Annotated in this window: 18 protein-coding genes and 1 pseudogene; 4 read left to right on the plus strand and 15 right to left on the minus strand. The window is 66.0% G+C overall.

Annotation, left to right across the window (positions count from 1 at the left end):
• Positions 1-14 precede the first annotated feature (14 nt).
• Entirely contained in the window at positions 15-1,229 is a 1,215-nt protein-coding gene (locus tag D6M19_RS04890; RefSeq protein ID WP_164478334.1) for a CaiB/BaiF CoA transferase family protein, read from the plus strand.
• Positions 1,230-1,251: 22 nt separating this feature from the next.
• Here the strand turns inward: D6M19_RS04890 and D6M19_RS04895 are convergent, their stop codons facing one another.
• The gene (locus tag D6M19_RS04895) at positions 1,252-3,432 is read right to left on the minus strand and encodes a molybdopterin-containing oxidoreductase family protein (RefSeq protein ID WP_123024145.1); all 2,181 of its coding nucleotides are present in this window, start codon (positions 3,430-3,432) and stop codon (positions 1,252-1,254) included.
• 46 nt (positions 3,433-3,478) lie between these two features.
• Here D6M19_RS04895 and D6M19_RS04900 point away from each other — a divergent pair, with 46 nt between their 5' ends.
• Positions 3,479-4,624, plus strand: coding sequence for a thiolase family protein (locus D6M19_RS04900; RefSeq protein WP_123024027.1), 1,146 nt, complete (start codon positions 3,479-3,481; stop codon positions 4,622-4,624).
• Between the two features lie 9 nt (positions 4,625-4,633).
• Here the strand turns inward: D6M19_RS04900 and D6M19_RS04905 are convergent, their stop codons facing one another.
• The 10 genes and pseudogenes from D6M19_RS04905 to D6M19_RS04950 form a co-directional block, all read right to left on the minus strand.
• Entirely contained in the window at positions 4,634-5,599 is a 966-nt protein-coding gene (locus tag D6M19_RS04905; protein ID WP_123024028.1) for an NAD-dependent epimerase/dehydratase family protein, read from the minus strand.
• Between the two features lie 32 nt (positions 5,600-5,631).
• On the minus strand, positions 5,632-6,828 hold the full coding sequence (locus D6M19_RS04910) for an acyl-CoA dehydrogenase family protein (protein ID WP_123024029.1): 1,197 nt from the start codon (positions 6,826-6,828) through the stop codon (positions 5,632-5,634).
• Positions 6,829-7,887, minus strand: coding sequence for an acyl-CoA dehydrogenase family protein (locus tag D6M19_RS04915; RefSeq protein WP_123024030.1), 1,059 nt, complete (start codon positions 7,885-7,887; stop codon positions 6,829-6,831).
• A gap of 2 nt (positions 7,888-7,889) precedes the next feature.
• The gene (locus D6M19_RS04920; RefSeq protein WP_123024031.1) at positions 7,890-8,732 is read right to left on the minus strand and encodes an amidohydrolase family protein; all 843 of its coding nucleotides are present in this window, start codon (positions 8,730-8,732) and stop codon (positions 7,890-7,892) included.
• Positions 8,729-10,348, minus strand: a complete 1,620-nt coding sequence (locus D6M19_RS04925) for an acyl-CoA synthetase (RefSeq protein ID WP_123024032.1) — start codon at positions 10,346-10,348, stop codon at positions 8,729-8,731. Before D6M19_RS04925 ends, D6M19_RS04920 begins: the two co-directional genes overlap by 4 nt.
• A gap of 26 nt (positions 10,349-10,374) precedes the next feature.
• The gene (locus D6M19_RS04930) at positions 10,375-11,577 is read right to left on the minus strand and encodes an amidohydrolase family protein (protein WP_123024033.1); all 1,203 of its coding nucleotides are present in this window, start codon (positions 11,575-11,577) and stop codon (positions 10,375-10,377) included.
• Positions 11,574-12,389 (minus strand): enoyl-CoA hydratase, encoded by an 816-nt coding sequence (locus tag D6M19_RS04935; protein WP_123024034.1) that lies wholly within the window; start codon positions 12,387-12,389, stop codon positions 11,574-11,576. Before D6M19_RS04935 ends, D6M19_RS04930 begins: the two co-directional genes overlap by 4 nt.
• A 50-nt stretch (positions 12,390-12,439) precedes the next feature.
• Positions 12,440-13,447: a dihydrodipicolinate synthase family protein gene (locus D6M19_RS04940; protein WP_123024035.1), complete on the minus strand. Its 1,008-nt coding sequence runs from the start codon at positions 13,445-13,447 to the stop codon at positions 12,440-12,442.
• A 12-nt stretch (positions 13,448-13,459) separates the two neighbouring features.
• Positions 13,460-14,258, minus strand: a pseudogene (locus tag D6M19_RS04945) (SDR family NAD(P)-dependent oxidoreductase).
• A gap of 9 nt (positions 14,259-14,267) precedes the next feature.
• Positions 14,268-15,029 carry a crotonase/enoyl-CoA hydratase family protein gene (locus D6M19_RS04950; protein ID WP_123024037.1) on the minus strand — a complete coding sequence of 254 codons (762 nt, stop codon included), beginning with the start codon at positions 15,027-15,029 and terminating at the stop codon, positions 14,268-14,270.
• Between the two features lie 89 nt (positions 15,030-15,118).
• Between D6M19_RS04950 and D6M19_RS04955 the strand changes: the two genes are divergently transcribed.
• A complete protein-coding gene (locus D6M19_RS04955) occupies positions 15,119-15,841 on the plus strand; it encodes a TetR/AcrR family transcriptional regulator (protein ID WP_123024146.1) in 723 nt (240 codons plus the stop codon).
• A 52-nt stretch (positions 15,842-15,893) separates the two neighbouring features.
• Here D6M19_RS04955 and D6M19_RS04960 read toward each other — a convergent pair whose 3' ends face one another.
• The 4 genes from D6M19_RS04960 to D6M19_RS04975 form a co-directional block, all read right to left on the minus strand.
• Entirely contained in the window at positions 15,894-17,069 is a 1,176-nt protein-coding gene (locus D6M19_RS04960; protein WP_123024038.1) for a thiolase family protein, read from the minus strand.
• Between the two features lie 80 nt (positions 17,070-17,149).
• Positions 17,150-18,031, minus strand: coding sequence for an enoyl-CoA hydratase/isomerase family protein (locus tag D6M19_RS04965; protein WP_123024039.1), 882 nt, complete (start codon positions 18,029-18,031; stop codon positions 17,150-17,152).
• Positions 18,028-18,777: a FadR/GntR family transcriptional regulator gene (locus D6M19_RS04970; RefSeq protein WP_407665309.1), complete on the minus strand. Its 750-nt coding sequence runs from the start codon at positions 18,775-18,777 to the stop codon at positions 18,028-18,030. Before D6M19_RS04970 ends, D6M19_RS04965 begins: the two co-directional genes overlap by 4 nt.
• Positions 18,778-18,788: 11 nt before the next feature.
• The gene (locus tag D6M19_RS04975) at positions 18,789-19,436 is read right to left on the minus strand and encodes a PaaI family thioesterase (protein ID WP_123024041.1); all 648 of its coding nucleotides are present in this window, start codon (positions 19,434-19,436) and stop codon (positions 18,789-18,791) included.
• A gap of 89 nt (positions 19,437-19,525) precedes the next feature.
• On the opposite strand from D6M19_RS04975, the gene D6M19_RS04980 reads away from it, so the two are divergent.
• A complete protein-coding gene (locus tag D6M19_RS04980; RefSeq protein ID WP_123024042.1) occupies positions 19,526-20,338 on the plus strand; it encodes an enoyl-CoA hydratase/isomerase family protein in 813 nt (270 codons plus the stop codon).
• Positions 20,339-20,366: the final 28 nt, after the last annotated feature.

Consider the following 20,366-nt stretch of genomic DNA (forward strand, 5'->3'; position numbering starts at 1 on the left):
ACATGATCAAGGTGATGGAGGGCGTGCGGGTCCTCGAGGTTGCGCAGTTCACTTTCGTCCCCGCGGCCGGAGGCATTCTCGCCGACTGGGGCGCCGACGTCATCAAGGTGGAGCACCCGGTGCGCGGCGACACCCAGCGCGGGTTCATCAACATGGGTGGCTTCCAGCTGAACCCGGAGCGGCATCCGCTGATCGAGCATCCAAATCGCGGCAAGCGCAGCGTCGGGATCGACGTTTCCACCGAGGACGGCCAGCAGGTGCTCTACGAGATCGCCAAGACCTCCGACGTGTTCCTCACCAATTACATGCCCGCTCAGCGGCAGAGGAACAAGTTCGACGTCGAGCACATTCGCGCGGTCAACCCCGACATCATCTACGCCCGCGGAAGCGCATACGGCGACAAGGGTCCCGAGCGTGACACCGGCGGTTTCGACGGTACGGCGTTCTGGACGCGTAGCGGCGTTGGCCACGCGCTGACGCCCGAGGAACTGGGCGGCGCCCTGTCGCAGGGCATTCCGGCGTTCGGCGACTCCATCGGTGGCATGAACATCGCAGGCGGAATATCGGCGGCCCTGTTTCATCGCGAGCGAACGGGTGAGGCCGTCGAACTCGACGTGTCGCTGCTGAGCACGGCGTGGTGGGCGGCGGGCGCCAGCGTGACGCAGGGTATGGAGACCGGTGAGACGATGCGCTCGCTCATGCCCGACTCGATCGGCCCGACCGTCAATCCATTCCTCGGCAACTACCTGACGTCCGATGGCGGCACGATCAACCTGTGCATCGTCAGCCCCACCGGTTATATCCGGGACGCGTTCGAACACCTCGGCCTATCGGAACTGGCCGACGATCCGCGCTTCTGCGATGTGATGCCGCTCATTGAAAACGCCGCGCAGGCAGCCGAACTCATTACTGCGGCGATCCGCAGCAAGCCGTTCGCCTACTGGCGTCAGCATCTGAAGACGATGAAGGGGCAGTGGGCGCCGTTTCAGAGCCTCATCGAGCTCGCCGACGACGAGCAGGCGATCGCCAACGACATGATCGTCGAGGTCGAGGCGGCCGACGGCGGGCAGCCGTTCAAGGTGGTTCGCGGCCCGATCCAGTTCAACCACGAGCCGGTGGAGACGACGCGTGCGCCGCAGGCGTCCGAGCACACCGAGATCGTGCTGATGGAGCTCGGGATGGGGTGGGACCGCATCGAGGAGCTCAAGAACTCCGGCGCGATCGCCTAGGCACGTTCCACCGCGAAACGGGTCAGGCGCGTTCCACCCGCACTGGGACTCCGGTCAGCCATGCCATGCCCGACAGCGACTCGACATCTTGTGGCTCACTGGACGTCAGCTGGTTGACGTTTGCGCCGCCGGCCTCGTTGGCCAGCCGCCACGTCCCGGTGCCCTTGTGGCCCCAGCCGTGCGGCACGGCGATCACGCCGGCCATCAGATCCTTTGTCGGGGTGACCCCGATGGTGATCTCGCCGTACGGAGACGACACCCGCACCAAGTCGCCTTCGGACACCTGTAAATCGGCAGCGTCGTCGAGGTGGATCAGCGCGCGCTGCACCCGCTCGCCACGCATCAGCAACGGGGAGTTGTGCATCCACGAGTTCTCCGAGCGCGGCTCCCGCATGCCGATCATCCGCAGCGGATAGCCTGCGGGATGCGTGTCGCGGGTGAGCTTGTCGACCTCCGCGGCGATGGCGGGATGCACCAACCGGACCCGCCGCGACAGGTAGGCCACCGCATCCCTCAGAACGCCGGTGCGGATGTGTGTTGCCACGACGGCGCCGTGCGGATGCTCGTCGGTCAGCCGACGCAGCGACAAGCCGCCGCGGCGCAGTCCGAACCGGTCTCCACCCTGCGACATCCGAATGAGCCCGTCGATCAACATCCTCGGCGTCAATCGAACACCGAAGACGCCCAGGCTCTTTCGCGCCGCGCTCAGTGCCCGGAAGGCAGGCGCGACACCGGTCAACCGCGCGGCCAGGTCCTCGACGATGTCCCACTCGCCGCGCGCCTGCCCCGCCGGAGCGACGACGGCACCGGTCGCCTGCCGGAACGGCGTGGCCTGAAACGCCTGAAACGTGAACGGGAAATCGTCACGCTCGTACATCGTGGTGACCGGAAGGATGTAGTCGCACCGGGCGGTCGTCTCGGTGACGTAGAAGTCGAGCGCCACCGACAGGTCCAGCTGCTCGAACGCGGCCTCGAGCTCTTCGCCGTTGGGCACCGAAAGGACGGGGTTGCCCGCCGAAACGAACATCGCCTTGATCTGGCGATCACCCGGCGTGGTGATCTCCTTTGCCATCAGGGCGGCCGGCTCGGAAGTGATCGCGTTGGGAATGCCGCCGACGCGGGAGCGACGACGATACGAGCGCCGCAGCGCAAACCCCATCACCGTGTTCTGCCATCGCTGGCCGATGGTGTGCATCAGGCCGAAGACCGAGCCGCCGGGGACATCGAGGTTTCCCGCGACGAGGTTGACCGCGTCGATCAGGTAGGCGGTGAGCGTGCCGTATCTGCCGACGCAGGTGCCGAGTCTGCCGTAGACGGCGGCGCGCGGCGTGCGCGCCAGTTCGTGCGCGAGCGACCGCACACTGTCGGGGTCGACGCCGGTGTGCTCGGCTGTCGTCTCCGGGGTGAACGGTTCGCACAGCGCGCGCAGCCATTCCGTCCCGTCGGCCTGCCTGCTCACCTGCGCGTAGTCGACGAGGCCGTCGGCGAACATCACCTGCAACAGCGAAAGCAGCAGGTAGGCGTCTGTGTCCGGGACCAGACCCAGCCATTCGAACGCCGCGGCCGTCTCGGTGCGCCGTGGATCGACGACCACGACCCGTCCGCCACGCTTGACGATGTCTTGCATGCGATCCTTGATCCGTGGTGCGGTAAGGAAACTCCCATGCGAGACAACGGGATTAGCGCCCATCATCACCAACAGATCGGTACGGTTCAGATCGGGTATCGGCGTCGACGTCGGCACACCGTAGAGCAGTTGGCTCGCGATGAGCCTGCTGTTGGTGTCTTGTGAGGATGCGGTGAAGTAATGGCTGTCTCGGCCGATGCCCTTGATGAACATCAGCGCCGCGAAAGTGTGCGCATAGCTGAAGGCGGCGGGATTACCCATGTACCAGCCGACCGCGCCGGAGCCGTGAGCGTGCAGTATCCCGGTCAGTCGCTGCGCGATATCCGTCAGCGCCTCGTCCCATGACACCGGTTCGAATCCGGTCGGCGTTCGGCGCAGCGGTGCGGTGACGCGATCGGGGTCGTTGTGCACCTCGGTGAACGCGATCCCCTTCTGGCAGGCGAAGCCCGATGAGAGCGGATGGTCCTTGTCGGGGCGCAGCGATACCAGTCGGCCGTCCTCGACGGTCGCGACCATGCCGCACAGCGGCTCGCAGATCCGGCAGAACGTGGTCTTGTGCTCGGTTACCGATGCCACCCAGACCACGATACTGTAAGAGTTACAGTTGCGATACACTCACCGCATGAACGACGTCGCCATCATCGGTGTTGGCCTGCACCCGTTCGGCCGGTTCGAAGGCAAGACCGCAATGGAGATGGGCGTCGACGCGATCTTCGCCGCGGTTGCCGACGCAGGCGTCGAGTGGAAGGACGTCCAGTTCGCCACCGGCGGCAGCTGGACAGTGGCCAACCCCGACGCGATCGTCGGCATGGTGGGGCTTTCCGGCATCCCGTTCACCAACGTCTTCAACGCCTGCGCCACAGCCGCGAGCGCCGCCAAGGCGTGCGCGGACGGTATCCGGCTCGGCGACTACGACATCGGCATTGCGATCGGCTTGGACAAGCACCCACGCGGCGCCTTCACCGAGGACCCCGCACTGGTCGGCATGCCGAGCTGGTACGCAGAGAACGGCCAGTACCTCACCACGCAGTTCTTCGGCATGAAGGCCAACCGCTACCTGCACGACAACGGCATCTCGCAGGCGACCCTGGCGAAGGTCGCCGCCAAGAACTTCCGCAACGGCGCGTTGAACCCGAACGCGTTCCGGCGCAAGCCGATCGCCGAGGAAGACATCCTCAACTCGACGATGCTCAACTATCCGCTGACCCAGTACATGTTCTGCGCCCCCGACGAAGGGGCCGCCGCGGTCGTCATGTGTCGCGCCGACATCGCGCACCGCTACACATCGAAGCCGGTGTATCTGCGCGCCGTCGAGGTTCGCACCCGCCGCTACGGCGCGTACGAGGTGAACACGACGTTCGCACCGGTCGAGGAGGATGTGGCACCGACGGTTTACGCCGCACGCGCAGCGTTCGAAAAGGCAGGCGTTGCACCCGATGACGTCGATGTCATCCAGCTGCAGGACACCGATGCGGGCGCCGAGATCATCCACATGGCCGAGTGCGGGTTCTGCGAACACGGCGACCAGGAGAAACTGCTGGCCGACGGCGCCACCGAGATCGGTGGCCCGATGCCCGTCAACACCGACGGCGGGCTGATCGCCAACGGCGAGCCGATCGGGGCATCGGGCCTGCGCCAGATCCACGAGCTGGTGCGGCAGCTGCGCGGTGAGGCGGGCGACCGCCAGGTGGCAGGGCAACCGCGCGTCGGTTTCGCCCAGCTCTACGGCGCTCCTGGCACCGCGGCGGCGACGATCGTCACGCTGTGACGCCGACGTTCACCGATTCTCGACGTAGAACTTCGCCGCCCGCTTGATCGACTCGGCCGTCGGCCGGGGTTCCCATCCGAGTTCGCGTGTCGCCTTGCTGTGATCGGCGGCCGACATCATGTGCAGGAGCTTTACTCCGGTGACGTTCATCGAGAGATCTCGCCGCAGCACCCGGCTCGCCGTGCTCATGATCCAGCCGACGACGTAGAGCATCGCCAGCGGCACACCGAACCGCGGCGGCTTCGCGCCGACCGCCGACGCCGCCGTCTCGAACATCGCCCGCATGGGCATGAAGCTTTCGGAGATGATGTAGCGCTCACCGTTGCGGCCGCGCTCCGCGGCGAGCAGGAATGCGTCCGCCACGTCTTCGATGCCGACGACTTCGGTTGACACCCCGTTGACGTACACCGGCATCTTCCCCAGCGCCGCCGCCTTGACCATCATGCCTTGATGTGGCTGCCAGTCGAGGGGTCCGTACGGGTTGGATACACACATCGCAACGGCGGGCAGGTTTTTGGTGCGGGCGTACTGCAGCACCAGGTCTTCTGCCTGGCGGCGCGATTCGATATAGGCACCGCCGACACCCTCCCAGTTGAACGGCATGTCCTCCGTTGCGGATTCGCCGTTCCCGGCGATGGCGATCGTTCCGATCGTGCTGCAGAACACGAACCGTTCCAGGTCCGCGTGGACCGCGATGTCAAGTACGCGACGCAGGCTTTCAACGTTCGTCGCGAACAGTGGTGCCGGGTCTCGCAGATAGAAGCGGGTATCGACGATGCAGTAGAACACCGCGTCGCGGTCGGCCATCGCTGCGCGCAACGCGTCGTCGTCGCGGAGATCGCCGTACGCGCGCTGGACATCGAGGTCGTCGATCGCCACCGTCAGGCTGGACTTGCGCAGATACACCCGCACGTCGTCACCGCGCTCGACCAGCTTTCTCGTGACGTGTGAGCCGACGAAGCCGCTGGCGCCCATCACCAGTACTCGCCGCCGCGCCGGTCGGGTGGTCACGAAGCCTGCTTCTGCACCGGTGGCGAGTAGTTGGGCTTACCGAGGCCGAGGACATATTGGGCGATCATGTTGCGGAACACCTCGAGCGTCCCGCCGTAGATGCCGACGAGCGGCGCGAAACGGTAGACGTATTCGGCGGCACCGTCATCCGCGGCGCCGTCGGTTCCGATCGGCAACGACGCAGCAGTACCGAGGATGTCCATCAGGTCCGGTGAGATGTCACGCATCGTCTGCGCGAGCGCCACCCGCCCGAAGATGCTCGTGGCCGAGAGCGACGCCTCCATCCGAGCGATGCTGCGGCCCAGGCGGTATGCCACCGAGCCGTCGTCGATCAGCTTGCGGCCGTCGGGGCCCGTCTCGGCGACCTTGGCGGCCGCCTTGTCGGCCGCGGTGGCCATGAACCCGGCCTGGTGCATCATGATCGAGACGTCCGCCAAGCCGTCCGGTGCGGCCTCGACGGCCCCGTGCTCGACGTTGAGCGGTTCGCGAACCACGGTCCAGCCATTGTTCACCTCGCCGAGCCGGTACTTGTCGTCGACGCGGACGTCGCTGTAGTAGACGATGTTCGTCCGGTCGCCGTCGACGGTCCGGATGCCCTGGATTTCGATTCCCGGCGAGTCAAGCGGCACCAGGAACATGGTGAGGCTCTTGTGCTTCGGCGCATCCGGGTCGGTGTTGGTGATGAGGAAGACGTACTGGCAGTTGTGGGCACCGGTGGTGAACATCTTGGACCCGTTGATGACCCAGGAGTCGCCGTCGCGCACCGCGCGTGTCTTGCAGGTGGCGACGTCGGAGCCGCCCTCGGGCTCGGTGTATCCGAGGCACAGCCGCACCTGGCCGTTGAACACCCTCGGCATCACCTCGGCCTTGAGTTCGGGTGAACCGAACTTCTCGACCGACCGGGCGATCATCGCGGTGGTGCCGAAGGTCACCCACGGCACATGTGCCCTGCGCTTCTCCAGCTGCCAGATGCGGTTCCTGACCCGGCTGAATCCGCCCTCGCTTTCCGGCTTCCATTCGCGCACAAGGTATCCGTCGGCCCCAAGCGCCAGATGCACGTCCTCGTTGAAGTTGTCGCCGGTCTCGCGGTCGCGGCGGATGACCTCGTCTGTGACGAGCTCGCGCAGGTATGCGCGTGACTCATGGAGGAACGCTTCGTCCTCATCGGACAGCTCGACCCGTGAGAAATCCATCTACTTCACTCCCCCGCTCTCGCGCGCCGCGACGATCTCGGCGATGTACTTCGCACTGGCGCCGGGATCGCCGCCCGCCAACGCCCATCCGCGGGCGCGAACCAGATACGCGGTGGCCGCCGCCTCCGCGCTCACACCGAGACCGCCCTGCACCTGCACTGCCATGGTGGCGGCCTTGGAGGCCTCCTCGGCCATGAACACGAACGCCGACGGCGCCAGCTCCCGCCGTTCGTCGGGCTCGTTGTCGAGGAACCACGCCGCGCGACGCGCCAGGTTGCGTCCGCCCGCAACGGTGATCGCGATGTTGGCGAGCGGATGCGAGATGGCCTGCAGCGTGGAGATCGGCACCCCAAGCGTGTAGCGGTTCTTGGCGAACTCGGCCGCGATCGTCATCGTCTCCTCGACAAGGCCGACGAGGGCCGCCGCCGACAACACCCGCCATTCATCCAGCGCCCGTTGGTATTCCGCCAACGCCTCGGCTCCGCTCGCGACGACGGTCTTGCTGTCAGCCGCCTCCGGGTCCACCCACGCCATCGGCAGCTTGCCGATGTTGTCGACCTTGACCGGGCGCGTACCGAATGTCAGGACCACGACATCGGGGCTTTCGGGGCTGCCGTCGCGCACCAGGATCTGGTCGGCGATCGACCCGGTGGGGATCAGCCGAACCCCCGACACGCGCGCGTGCTGCGGATCGAATGCGGCGAGTTGCTTGCCGGTGACGAGATCGGCGTCCAGCGCACCCAACCGCGCCAGCAGTCGCGCCGCAACGACGTGGTCGATCCACGGGACAGGCGCCAGCGACCGGCCGATCTCCTCGGCCACCAGCGTCAGGTCGACGAGCGTCGCCCCGTCGCCGCCCGCGGACTCGGGCAGCGCCATGGTGGTGGCGCCCATCGCGCACAGTCGCTCCCACAGGCTCTTGTCGAACCCGGATTCCTGTGCGGCGCGCACGGTTTCGATCGGGCAGTGCGTCTTGAAGAACTGCTTGTACGCCTCCTGGATCGCCTTGTGATCCTCGGAAAGGCTGTAATCCAGCCTGCGCAGTTCGTATCGGTCCATCCTCAGTGATCCTGTTCTCCGAAGAAGAATTCGTTGGCGTTGTTGTAGAGGTAGTTGTCCAGCACGTCTGCAGGCAGATCTAGTGCGAGCGCTTCGGGTACCACGCGCCGCATTCGCAGCACCGGCCAGTCCGACGCGTAGATCACCTTGTTCTTGCCGCGGGTGCGCATGTAGTGCAGCAGGCTGTCCGGCAGCCGTTTGGGCGACCAGGCCGACGTCATCAACCGAAGGTTCTCGTACTTGATCATCAGCCGGATCGCGACGTCCCACCACGGGTCAGCGCCGTGGATCATGCACAGCTTCAGCTCGGGAAAGCGGACGCACACCCGGTCGAGGTGGATCGGGTTCTGCACCTCGCCGGGAATCGGCGGCCCCGGCAAACCCGTGTTGATGCACAGCGGCAGCCCCACCTCGGCGCACTTGGTGTAGAGCGGGTAGTAGACCGCGTCGCTGGGCGGATACTGGCCGTCACCCCAGAAGCTCGGCCCGACAACGGCATACGCGACAGGAAGGTCGTTGACGACGGCGGTCAGCTCGCGCAGCGACGGCATCGGCTTGAGCAGGTTCACGCCACCCATCGCCAGGCTGAACCGGTCGGGTCGCGACTCGACGAACTTGCGGGCGGTGACCGACGGCTTGGCGAGGTTGTCCATCAGGATCGCCTTCGCCACACCCTGCTCGTCCATTTCGTCGAGCAGTTCGGACTCCTCGACGGGGGCGAACATCGAGTCGGGACCCTTGAAGTAGTCGTCGCGCACCTTGAGCATCCAGGTCGGTTGCTGGTCGGTTTCGCCGAAGTGCACGTTCACCAGACAGTCAATGGCCCGGCTTGCTTTGTGTGTCATGTCGTCACCCGCTGTGTCGCTTGACTTTTCGCCCACCGATAGTCGGCCTTTCCGTTGCCGAGGCGGCGCACCTTGTCGACGAAGATGAACTCCTTGGGCGCCTTGAAGCGGGCGAGGTCCGCCACGCACGCGGCATGCAGTGCCTCCGCGTCGGCCGTCGTCTCCGAACTGGTTTCCACCAGCGCGACGATCTCCTGGCCCCACCTGTCGCTCTCGCGCCCGACCACCAGCGCGTCGACCACGCCTGGGCATGCCCGCAGGACCGCCTCGACCTCCTCGACGAAGACCTTCTCCCCGCCGGTGTTGACCACAAGCGAGTCGCGGCCGTACAGGCGCAGCGTGCCGTCCGCCTCGAGCGACGCGCGGTCGCCCGACACCACCACGCGCCTGCCGTCGACGACCGGGAAGGTCTTGCGGGTGGCGTCGGCATCGTCGAAGTAGCCCAACGGTATCCGGCCCGTGCGCACCACCCAGCCGACCTCCGGTTCGCCGGGTTCGACGAATCGTGTCATGTCGTCGGACACCACGGTGCCACCCTCGCGCAGATCGAAGGTGTCGCGGTGTGACCCGCGTTGGTTGCGCCCGAATCCCATGTTGCCGGTCTCCGACGAGCCGTAGCCGTTGATGATCGTGAGCTTGGGCAGCTTCTCCAGGAGCGCGCTGACATGTTTGGGATTGGTTGCGGCACCGCCCGTTCCGATGGCGTACAACGACGACAGGTCATAGCTGTTTCGATTGAGCTCCTCGATCAGCGGGGCCGCGTAGGCGTCGCCCACCATCGTCATCATGCCGACCCTCTGCCGCTCGGCGGTCCGCCAGACCAGGGGTGGGTTGAATTTGGTCCGGTCGTCGTAGAGCACCACCGGCAGCCCGGCCAGCGTCCCGGAGAACACCGTCCACAGGCCGGCCGCGTGCATCAGCGGCGATACCGCGAACCACGGGGCGCCCTGGTTGCGGCGCACCTTGTCGTGGATCACGGTCGCAGACTCGTGGTCGGCGCCCACCATCGAGGACACGTAGGTGTCGCCCTGCCGCCACAGCACGCCCTTCGGTCTGCCCGTCGTGCCGCCTGTGCAGTACATGATGGCGTCGTCCGGCGACCCCGCGATGCGAAGTTCCGGATCACCTTGTGCCACAGCGTCGTCCACGCCGACAGATCCCGGGATGCCGAGGCCGTCGGTGCCGTCGTCGACGTCGATCAGGAGGTCGGCGCCCACCGATCCCAGCACGTCGGCGAATTTCGCACCCAATGCGCGGTGGTAGATGACGGCGCGCGGTTTGACGTAGTCGAGGAGGTCGGCGACCTCGCCGGGGGTGTAGTGGTGGTTGACGTTCACCGGGACGGTGCGGGCCTTCAGGCAGCCGATCACCATCTCGGGATAGCGGTCGTTGTGCATGATCAACGCGACCCGGTCCTGGCCGCACTCCCAGTTGTCCAGCTCGTCGCGCTCGCGGTGGGTGCCGAACCCCCTTTCCGCCAGGAAGTTCGCCAGCCGGCGCGTGCGCTGCGCCATTTCTCCGTAGCTGGTGCGGCGGTCACCACATACCGTCATGGGGCGGTCCGGAATGACGTCGGCGATGGCGTCGACGACATCGCCGATGGTCCACTCAGGCACCCTGTGCGCTCCTCACGTCCGCGGTCTCATGCCGACACGTTCACGCCAAGCAGCTGGAGGGCGTTATCCCGCATGACTTTCCTGGTGTCCTCGTCGCTGAACTCCGGGAACTGCGGAATGTCGGCGGTGAACGACATCGGGTCGGCGAGTCCCTCACCGTGCGGCCAGTCCGAGCCGAACAGGATCTTGTCCACGCCGATGGTCTCGGCCAGCAGCTTCACGTCGTCCTCGTAGTACGGCGCGATCCAGACATTGTTGCGAAGCTGCGCGACCGGGTCTTCCTTGAAGTGATAGGGCGCCGTGTTGGCGGCCTTCTTGAGCCGCTTGATCAAGCGGTAGACGAAGTAGGAGCCGTTCTCGATGCTGGCGACCTTCAGAGTCGGGTGCCGGGTGAAGACCTGGTGGACGATCATCGACGCCATCGAGTCGTGAATGGCGCGGTCGTCGAGCAGCACCTGATCCAGCGGATCCTTCTTTCCGAATCCCTCGAACGTCGCCTTGCCGCCCCACAGCGCCGCTATCGCGAGGTACCCGCTGTCGGAAAGATGGAAGACGACGGGAACACCCGCTTCGGCCAGCCGGGCCCACACCGGGTCGTGCAATGGGTCACCAAGCGAACGCGGCTTCACGATGCCGGGCACCGGCGCGGGGCGCACACACACGATCTTGGCGCCGCGCGCCAGCACGAACTCGACTTCCTCGACGGCCCTTTCGGGGTCGGCGAGCGAGATGATCGGCGCCGACAGGAATCGGTGATCGGGGCGGTCGAAGCCCCAGTCGTCGTCGAGCCACTCGTTGAAGGCGTGCACCGACACCATCGTCGCCTCGATGTCGTGCTTGAGGGCCTCCTCGACCCCGCACGCGAACGTGGGCAGCATGAACACCGTCTCGAGGTTCTGCTTGTCCAGGATCTTTGCCCGGGCGTCGCGGTTCTGGTACTCGGGATGGTCGGCAAGGCGGTCGACCTTCATCAGCGACGCCGGGTCGACGCCATCGGGAATCTCACCGCGGAACAACAGATCTAGACAGCCCGGCTCGATGATCGGGTCGAACGTCGGGTTCGGGATGAACTGGTTGACCACACCACCCATGACGGCGAACGTGCGCTTGCCCTCGGTGAGCATCTGCACACCGCGGCGCTTGAACTCCTTGGGTAGGTATCGGGTGAAGGAGTCGACGGGCTCGTAGTAGTGGTTGTCGACGTCGATCGCCTGATAGTCCAGCGTCATAAGGTGACCTCCTTGCGCGGCGGGAAGTTCGGTGTGCGCTTCTCGAAGAATGCCGTGATGCCCTCGATGAAGTCGGGACGTTGCATGGATTCGTGCATCAATTTCTCGGCGTGGTCGCTGGCCTCGAACACGTCGCGCATCGCGTCTGCGTACACCTGTTGTTTGATCACCGACAGCGAACTCGGCGCGCAGTTGGCGGCGATGTCCTCGGCGTAGGCGATCGCCCGAGGCAGCAGCTCCTCCGGCGCGACGACGTCGTTGACAAGGCCGAGCACCTTCGCCTCCTCGGCCAGAAACACCCGGCCGGAAAGGAGCAGGTCCATCGCGACGCCCCAGCCGACGACTCGCGGGAGTATCCAGCTGATGCCGTATTCGGCGATCAGGCCGCGGCGCGCGAACGAGGTGGTGAACTTCGCCCCGGCGGCCGCGAACCGGACGTCACACATCAGCGCCTGGGTCAGCCCGATGCCCGCGCAGGCGCCGTTGATCGCGGCGATGACCGGCTTGCGCAGTGTCGCCACGAAATGCGGATGACGTTCGCCGACCAACGTGGAGATGTCGGTCTCGCCGTTGGTGTTCGCCGTCTCGATCGACGACAGGTCGCCCATGTCGGCGCCGACGCAGAACGCCCGGCCCGCCCCGGTGACGACGATTGCCCGCACATCCGGGTCGGCCTCGGCCTCGTCGAGCAGGGTGTAGAACTTGGCCGCCAGCCCGCCGCCCCACCCGTTCATCCGCTCTGGCCGGTTGAGGGTCAGCACGGCAACACCGCTGCTTCGTAGCTCGTAGAGGACCGGGTCGTCAGCACTCACGGCACTTACTGTACACCTTTCGGTAGCGCCTTCCGCACCTGTCGCCTTCCTCAGCTGGAGACCAGCCCGTACCGTCGATACGCTGCATCGATCTGCGACTTACCCTCGGCGGGAAACGTGGCTTGCGGCGGTCGCGAGTGCGGATAATCGCCGATCGGCAGACCGAGCACCGACGCGGCGTACTTGAACGCGCCGCCCCAGTGGGTGAAGTACTCCGGTCGGCCGGGATAACAGGTGAACCAGGACGCCATGTCGACGCCGAATTGGTCCAGCCCGGATTTCTCGGCATAGTCCATTGCGTCGATCAACTTGTCGTTCCAGACAAGCTCCCAGTACTCGGAGATGATCGGCCGCTCCGGCGTCTCGTACAGATAGCCCGCGGTGCCGAGTTGTGCGGCACCGACGATGCCGGCCCGCAGCCAGCCCGCCCGGTAGACGGTCAGGTCGCACTCCCAGATCGTCAGATTGGGCGCCAGCTCGTGCAGCAGCCGACTGCTCGCGGGCCGGAACGCCCCCTCTTTCGTCGCGCAGACGGCCGGGATCTCGGTATAGATCCGCGCACCCTCGGCGGGAGTCAGCACGTAGCCCGACGACGGCGAGTTGAACATGCCGAGCGCGATGTCGGTGCGATCGGCGATGTAGCGGAAGAAGTTCAGCACGCCTTCACCGCCGTGCGCCTCCATCATCGGCGTCTGGATGTAGGCGATGTCGGCACCCGCCTGCTGGGCGTGCTGCGTCAGCTCGACGCAGTCCTTGGCGCACGTGGCGGCGGTGCAGGCCTGAATGACGACATCGGGATCGGCCCTGCGGCCTTCCTCGATTGCTATCTCCAGCAACTGCTTTCGCTCGGCGAGCGTCAGCGACCAGAACTCCGCGATTCCGCTGGTGCACCACAGCATCGGGTGTTTGAGCTCGCCTACGCAGTAACGCACCAGGGTCCGGTAGGCGTTCCAGTCGATGTCGTCACCGTCGGTACCACAGAACGGCGTGTAGAGGCTGTTGCCGATTCCGCGCAGGCCCGTGCGTGCCCATTCGCGCGCATCGCGTGCTGTTGCCATGTCGCCTCCTTCTCAGGTGAAGTCGCTACCCGCCGTCGACGTTGATGTTGGCGCCGGTCATGTAGGAGTTGCGTCGCGAGACCAGGAACGCGACGACGGGACCGATCTCGCTGGGCCGGCCTGCGCGCGGCAGATGCGCGGGGTGCCCGAAATGCTTGTCGATGCCTGCCATCACCGCGTAGGGATCGCTCCCGTCGATGCCGACCGAATCAGCCCAGCCCGCAAGCGATTCCGACAGGATGCTGCCGGGCGAAACCACGTTGACCATGATCTCGTCGGGGGCCAGCGCCAGTGAAAGGTTCTTCGAGATGCTGGTGACCATCGCCTTGGCCGCCGTGTAAGCGGGCAGGATGACGCTCTGGCGCTGTGTCGAATGCGCCGAGAAATTGACGATGCGTGCCCACTGCGCCTTGCGCAGCAGCGGCAGTGCGGAGCGGACGCAGTGCACCATGCCCATCACGCCTTCGTCGACGGCCTGCCGCCACTGTTCGTCGGTGAGGTCGGTGAAGGCGCCCACCGCACCGGGACCCGCGACGTTGACGAGGATGTTGAGCTCACCGTCCCACCGATGCGCGACTTCGTCGAAAACGCGTTGGGCCGCTTCGGCATCGGTGACGTCGGCCACCAGAGCAAGCGCGTCGGGGCTGCCGCGGCTCGACAGGTCGGCGACCGCGTCGTCGAGCACGGACTGGGTTCGGCCGACGACCGCGACGCGCGCTCCGTCATCGGCAAGGCAGCGGGCGGTGGCCAACCCCATGCCGCGGCCGCCGCCGACGACTACCGCGGTGGCGTTCTCCAGGCCGAGATCCATCTGCCGCTCTTAAGTGCCGGTCCAGTTGGGCGCGCGCTTCTCGGCGAATGCGATCGCGCCTTCCTTTGCATCGTTGGAGGTGAAGATCGGCAGGATGTGTTCGAGTTGCTTCTTCCACATCTCTTCTTCGGACCACTCCGCGGACTTCGTGATGATCTCCTTGGTGGTCGCGACTGCCAGCGGACCGTTGGCAGTGATGCGCTCAGCCAGCTCGACCGCGCCGCCCAGCGCCTCCCCTGGCTCGGTGACAGCATTGACGAAACCCCACTGCTCGCCCTGCTCGGCGGTGAAACTCTCTCCGGTCAAAGCCAATTCGAGCGCCTTCTGGTACGGGATGCGCCGTGGCAGCCGCAGCAGTCCGCCACCGGCGGCGACCAATCCGCGCTTGACTTCCGGGATGCCGAACTTCGCGGACCGCGACGCCACCACCAGGTCGGTGGCGAGCACCACCTCCGTGCCGCCCGCCAACGCGTACCCCTCGACTGCGGAGATCAGCGGCTTTCTCGGCGGCCGCTCGGTGAACCCGATGCCTCGGCCGGGTATCGCGACGACCTCACCGGCGGCGAACGCCTTGAGGTCCATGCCCGCGCAGAAGTTTCCGCCTGCCCCGGTGATGATCCCGACGGACAGGTCGGCGCTGTCGTCGAGTTCGTCGACGGCGTCCGCCAAACCCTGACTGACCGCGAGGTTCACCGCGTTGCGCTGATCCGGCCGGTTGATGGTGATGATGAGAACGCGTCCGCGGCGCTCCCGTAGAACCTCTTCAGACACACGTAGCCCTTCGCCTGCGCACCAACTCTGCTAGAAAAGCTTACTATAGGTCTTACAGTAGTTGAGCGAAACAGATGGAGGTGCCCGTCGTGGCCAAGCAGGCAACCGCGGAGAAGCGTCAGCGACGCGAACGCGGGTCCATCAACCCCGACGACATCATCAAGGGCGCATTCGAGCTCGCGGAGGATGTTGGCATCGACAACCTCAGCATGCCGTTGTTGGGCAAGCACCTCGGCGTCGGAGTGACAAGCATCTACTGGTACTTCCGCAAGAAGGACGACCTGCTCAACGCGATGACGGACCGCGCGCTCAAGCAATACGTGTTCGCCACACCCTATGTGGAGGCCGAGGACTGGCGTGAGACGCTCGCCAATCACGCACGCACGATGCGAAAGACGTTCCTCGGCAACCCGATTCTGTCCGATCTGATTCTCATCCGGTCAGCATTGAGCCCACGTGCGGCCAAGCTGGGGGTGGCCGCCGTCGAAAAGGCGATCGAAAGCCTCGCCGAGGCCGGGTTGTCACCGGAGGACGCCTTCGACACCTACTCCGCGGTGTCGGTACATGTGCGCGGATCGGTTGTGCTGCAGCGGCTCTACGACAAGAACCGGTCCACAGACGGCGGGCCCGGCGACTTCGAGGAGGCGATGATCGTCGACCCCGCGACGGCGCCTCTGCTCGCACAGGCGACGGCAAAGGGCCACCGCATCGGCGCGGCAGACGATTTCAACTTCGACTACGGCCTCGAGTGCATCCTCGACCACGCCGAGCGACTGATCGAGGCGTCGAAAAAGCCAGCCCGCAAAAAGTGATTTGGGCGCGCTCGCGTGCGCTCAGCGTATGTGAGCGCGCCGAAATCGCTAGCTAGACCTCGATGACGACGGCGCCGCCCTGGCCGCCGCCTGCGCACATCGCCGCGACGCCGATGCCACCGCCGCGCCGCTGCAGCTCGTAGACGAGCGTCGTCACCATCCGCGCACCCGATGCGGCGATGGGATGGCCAAGGCTGCAGCCGCTTCCGGAGAAGTTCACCAGCTCCTCGTCAAGACCGTATTCGCGGCAAGCGGCGATCGGCACAGAGGCGAAGGCCTCGTTGATCTCCCACAGCGCGACGTCCGACGGCGTCAGGCCGGCCCGGTCGAGCACCTTGCCGATCACCTTCACCGCGCCCAGCCCGCAGTCGCGCGGCGCCACACCGGCTGCCGCCCACGCCCTCACGGTGGCCATCTTCGTCAGCTTCTCGGCGTCGGCGTAGTCACTGTCGACCAGGGCCACCGCCGCCGCGGCGTCGTTGGTGCCGCTGCTGTTGCCCGCGGTGATGGAGAAGCCCTCGATCTCGGGATGTAGCACCTTCAGCCCGGCGAGCTTCTCGACGGTGGTGTCGCGACGCGGGAACTCGTCGACGCTGAAGTCGATGACGGATCCGTCGAACTGCTGGACTTTCAGCGGGATGATCTCGTCGAGGAATTTGCCCGCGTCGATCGCGGCGATCGCACGCTGGTGAGACCGCGCCGCCCACGCGTCCATCTCCTCGCGGGTGATGCCGACCGACTGCGCGGTGTTCCAGCCGACGGTGATCGACATGTCCTTGGCGGGCGCGTCCGGCGTCTCGACGTGCGTCGGCGGCATCCAGCGCTCCTCGAACTTCAGCTCGGGACCGGGGATGCGCCAGTTCGTCAGCGGCGTCATCGACAGCGACTGCACTCCGCCTGCGACCAACGCTCGCTCCATGCCGGAGCCGATCTGCGCCGCCGCATTGCCGATCGCGGTCAGGCTGCCCGCGCAGTGCCGGTTCACCGACTGACCGGGAACACCGTCCATTCCGGTCGCGGTCGCCGCATAGCGGGCGAGATCGCCGCCGCCGTAGTGCGATTCGGCGATGATGATGTCGTCGAAGGCGGCCGGGTCGACACCTGACCGACGGACGACCTCGGGAAGCACCGTGGTGATCAGTGTTTCCGGGCTGGTGTTGACCAGCGTCCCCTTGAAGGACCGGCCGATCGCTGTCCTGGCGGCGCCGACGATGACGGGTGTGCCCATGTTGTTTTGACCTCAGCTTTTGGCGGTAACGACTTTACAAAAGTAGCAGATACTGTATTGCTCTCAGCATGTGACCGCGCTCACTCCGGCTCGGGCACGTGGAAATGCTCGTCACGCAGGCGGAACGCCTCCTTGGTGCCGTGCGCCGCCCGCGTCTTGACGAAGTTGAACTCGCCAGGCGCGAACTGCAGGTTCGTCCCGTATGCGTGGAACAGGTAGCTCGCCACCTCCTCGCCTTGGTAGGCCTGGCTCTGCTCGACGAGGCGGAAGGCTTCCTTGGCGATGACGACCCCATCGGCGGGCATCTTGGCCGCCTTCTCCGCCCAGTATCTGGCCCTGGCGGTGACCTTCGACGGCTCGCAGGTGTCGGTGAAGACGCCAAGGTGCTCCACGGCGCCGGCCTCGATGATGTCGCCGGTTAGCAGCATCCGACGGGCCAGTACCGGGCCGAGGCGGTGGAAGAACATGTGCAGGCTGCCAAGCGCGGGTCCGAGGAAGCGGGTGGCGGGCATGCCGATCTTCGTGTCACGGGCGATCACGGAGATGTCGGTCATCAGCGCCATCTCGAACCCGCCGCCGAGCGCGTAGCCGCTGATCTCGCCGACGGTGATCTTCGGGAAGCCCATCAGGTTGTGGTAGAAGCCAAAGGACTTGCGGTCGACGGTGAGCCGCCGACGTTGGCTTGGCCTGCTCTTCTTGCCGTCCTCACGCTCGTCACGCTCGCCGTACCAACCGTAGGCGTTGTTCATGTCCGCACCGGTGCTGAACACCCCGTCGGCCCCGCGCAGCAGCACCACGGTGATGTCGTCGTCTTCGGCGACCCGGTCCAGGCAGCGGGCGACGGCCTCGCGCATCGCCGCGTCGTATGAGTTGCGCTGCTTGGGGTTGTTCAACGTGATCGTCGCGATCCGCTTGTCCGCATCGACGTCGAACAGCACGCGCTCGTCGGTTGAAGCAGTCATTGTCCCGAACTCCTCGAAATCAGTTTCGCCTCAATGGTTTTGTCCGCACCGACGGCCAGCGTGTTGCGCCTGGCCGCGGCGAGATGGTCCTGAGCCAGCCGGACCGCACGGGCCGCGTTGCCGTCACGGATGGCGTCCAGCAGCCGTTGGTGGTCGCGCAGTGCGGCGCGCATCGTCTTGTGGTTCACGTCGTCGTCGCTCCACACCGAGGACTCGTGGGCCGACCAGACCAATTCGAGCGAGCCGATCAGCAGGATCATCGGTTCGTTGCCGCAGCGGGACACCAGCGCTTCGTGAAAGCGCCTTGCGTTCGGCACGTAGGCCGATACCTCGTCGAATTGCTCTGTCTGAAGCTCGATTTCGGCCTGCAGGTGCGGCACGACCTCGGTCATCCGATCCTCGCGCGACGCACACATCCCGGCGCAGATCGGCTCGAGGTGCAGCAGCGCCTCGCTGACGTCCGCGGGTGTGGAGCCGCGGGTCTGCAGCACCATGCTGATCATGTGTGCCGTTCGGGTCGCCGATGGTAGGTGCACCACCGCTCCCCCGACGTTGCCGCGCCGCACAGAGATCAGACCGTCGGTCTCCAGGATGTGGATGGCTTCGCGCAGCGCGGGCGGGCTCACCCCGAACTGCTGAAACAGGCTCTCCTGCGACGGCAACTCCTTCAGGCGACCGGACAGAATCTCCTCGCGCAGCCGCGCTGCCACGATCTCTGCGACGCGCGGCTGGCGGATGCCCTTCAACTCCACCGGGGTCAGCCTCGTCGCTTGCCGAAGTTGAAGCCCGTGAGCTTGTCCGGCGACAGCGCGAGCGTGGTGGCCTCGCCGATGCACAGCACCTCGTCGTCGAGCAGCAGCCGCGCCGTCGACGTGACGCCTCGGTCCTCCTGCGTGCGGGTGACGTCGAAGCGGAGGTCGGTGAGGATGGGTGTGGGCCTGCGGAATTTCACACTCAGCGACCGGGTCTTGCCCGACAGCTCGGTGGCGCAGTTCTGGTGTTGGATCACGCAGTCGAAGAACACCGCGAGGAAGCCGCCGTGCACAAGACCGGGCGGCCCCTCGTAGACGACGGGGAAGGCGACCCGTCCCTGCGCCGCCTCGGCGTCGATGCGGTCGAATTCGTATTCCGGAAAGCATGGGTTGAAGGCGCCGATGTCGAACGCGTGGGACAGGTAGACGCGCTGGGTGTCGGCGCCGTCATCGCCGATCCGCGGTGTCGGGTCGGGCGGAACGGCGTGGGCCAGTTCGGCTTCCCATTGGGCGACCTGCTCGATCATCGCCTCGACGGTGGGGTGGGGTTGCTCGAGCGACAGCAACTGGCCGGCGAGGCGCCGGAGCGCGCCCGCGGCGGCCACGGTCTGGGCGAGCGGCCGCTCACCGAACCGAGGGGTGTCATCCGCCATTCGGGCCTTTCCTTTCTATTTTGTATAGGATAGTAATGGTTTAGCCTACTGTATGGGTATCCGTATACAGCTCAGGAAGGGACCCGACAGTGAGTCAAGAGGCCGGCTCCGCTGACGGCGCGGTGACTGTGCGCCGGGACGGCGCGCTGCTGCGGCTGACCCTCGACCGCCCGGCCATGCGCAACTCGCTGAGCCATTCGATGGTCGACGAACTCGTGAGTGCGCTGATCGAGGCCGCGAGCGATGACTCGTTGCGGGCCATTCACATTCGCGGCGACGGTGACGACTTCTGCGCGGGAGCCGACTGGGTCGCCGCGAATTCCGGCGGGCACCGGCCGCGCACCGGCGATCTGGTCCGACGCATCCCGCACACCTCGCACCGGCTGATCGAACTGGTTTACACCATCCACCTGCCCGTGGTGTGCACCGTGCGGGGTTGGGCCGTCGGCCTCGGCTGCAACCTCGCACTGGCCGCAGACTTCACCGTGGCGGCCGCCGACGCGGTGTTCTGGGAGCCGTTCGTGACCCGCGGCTTCAGCCCCGACTCGGGCTCGACATGGCTACTGCCGCGGCTGGTGGGGCTGGCGCGGGCCAGGCGGATGCTGTTGCTCGGAGAGAAGGTCACGGGCTCCGATGCCGCCGAATGGGGGCTGATCCACGATGCCGTCGACTCCTCCGACGTCGACGCCACCGCCGAAGAGCTGTTGTCGCAGCTGGCTTCGGCTCCGACGGTCGCGATCGGGTTGGCCAAGCAGGCCATTCATTACGGCCAGCACGCCACCCTGCCGCAGACGATGAACCAGGAGCTATTCAACCTCGAACTTTCCTGTCGAACAGCCGATTTCAAAGAAGGCCTGGCCGCGTTCCGGGAACGACGCACACCGGAGTTCCACGGCCGATGACCGACGAACGACTCGACGAAGGGACCAC

This window comes from Mycolicibacterium stellerae (assembly GCF_003719305.1).
Lineage (GTDB): Bacteria > Actinomycetota > Actinomycetes > Mycobacteriales > Mycobacteriaceae > Mycobacterium > Mycobacterium stellerae.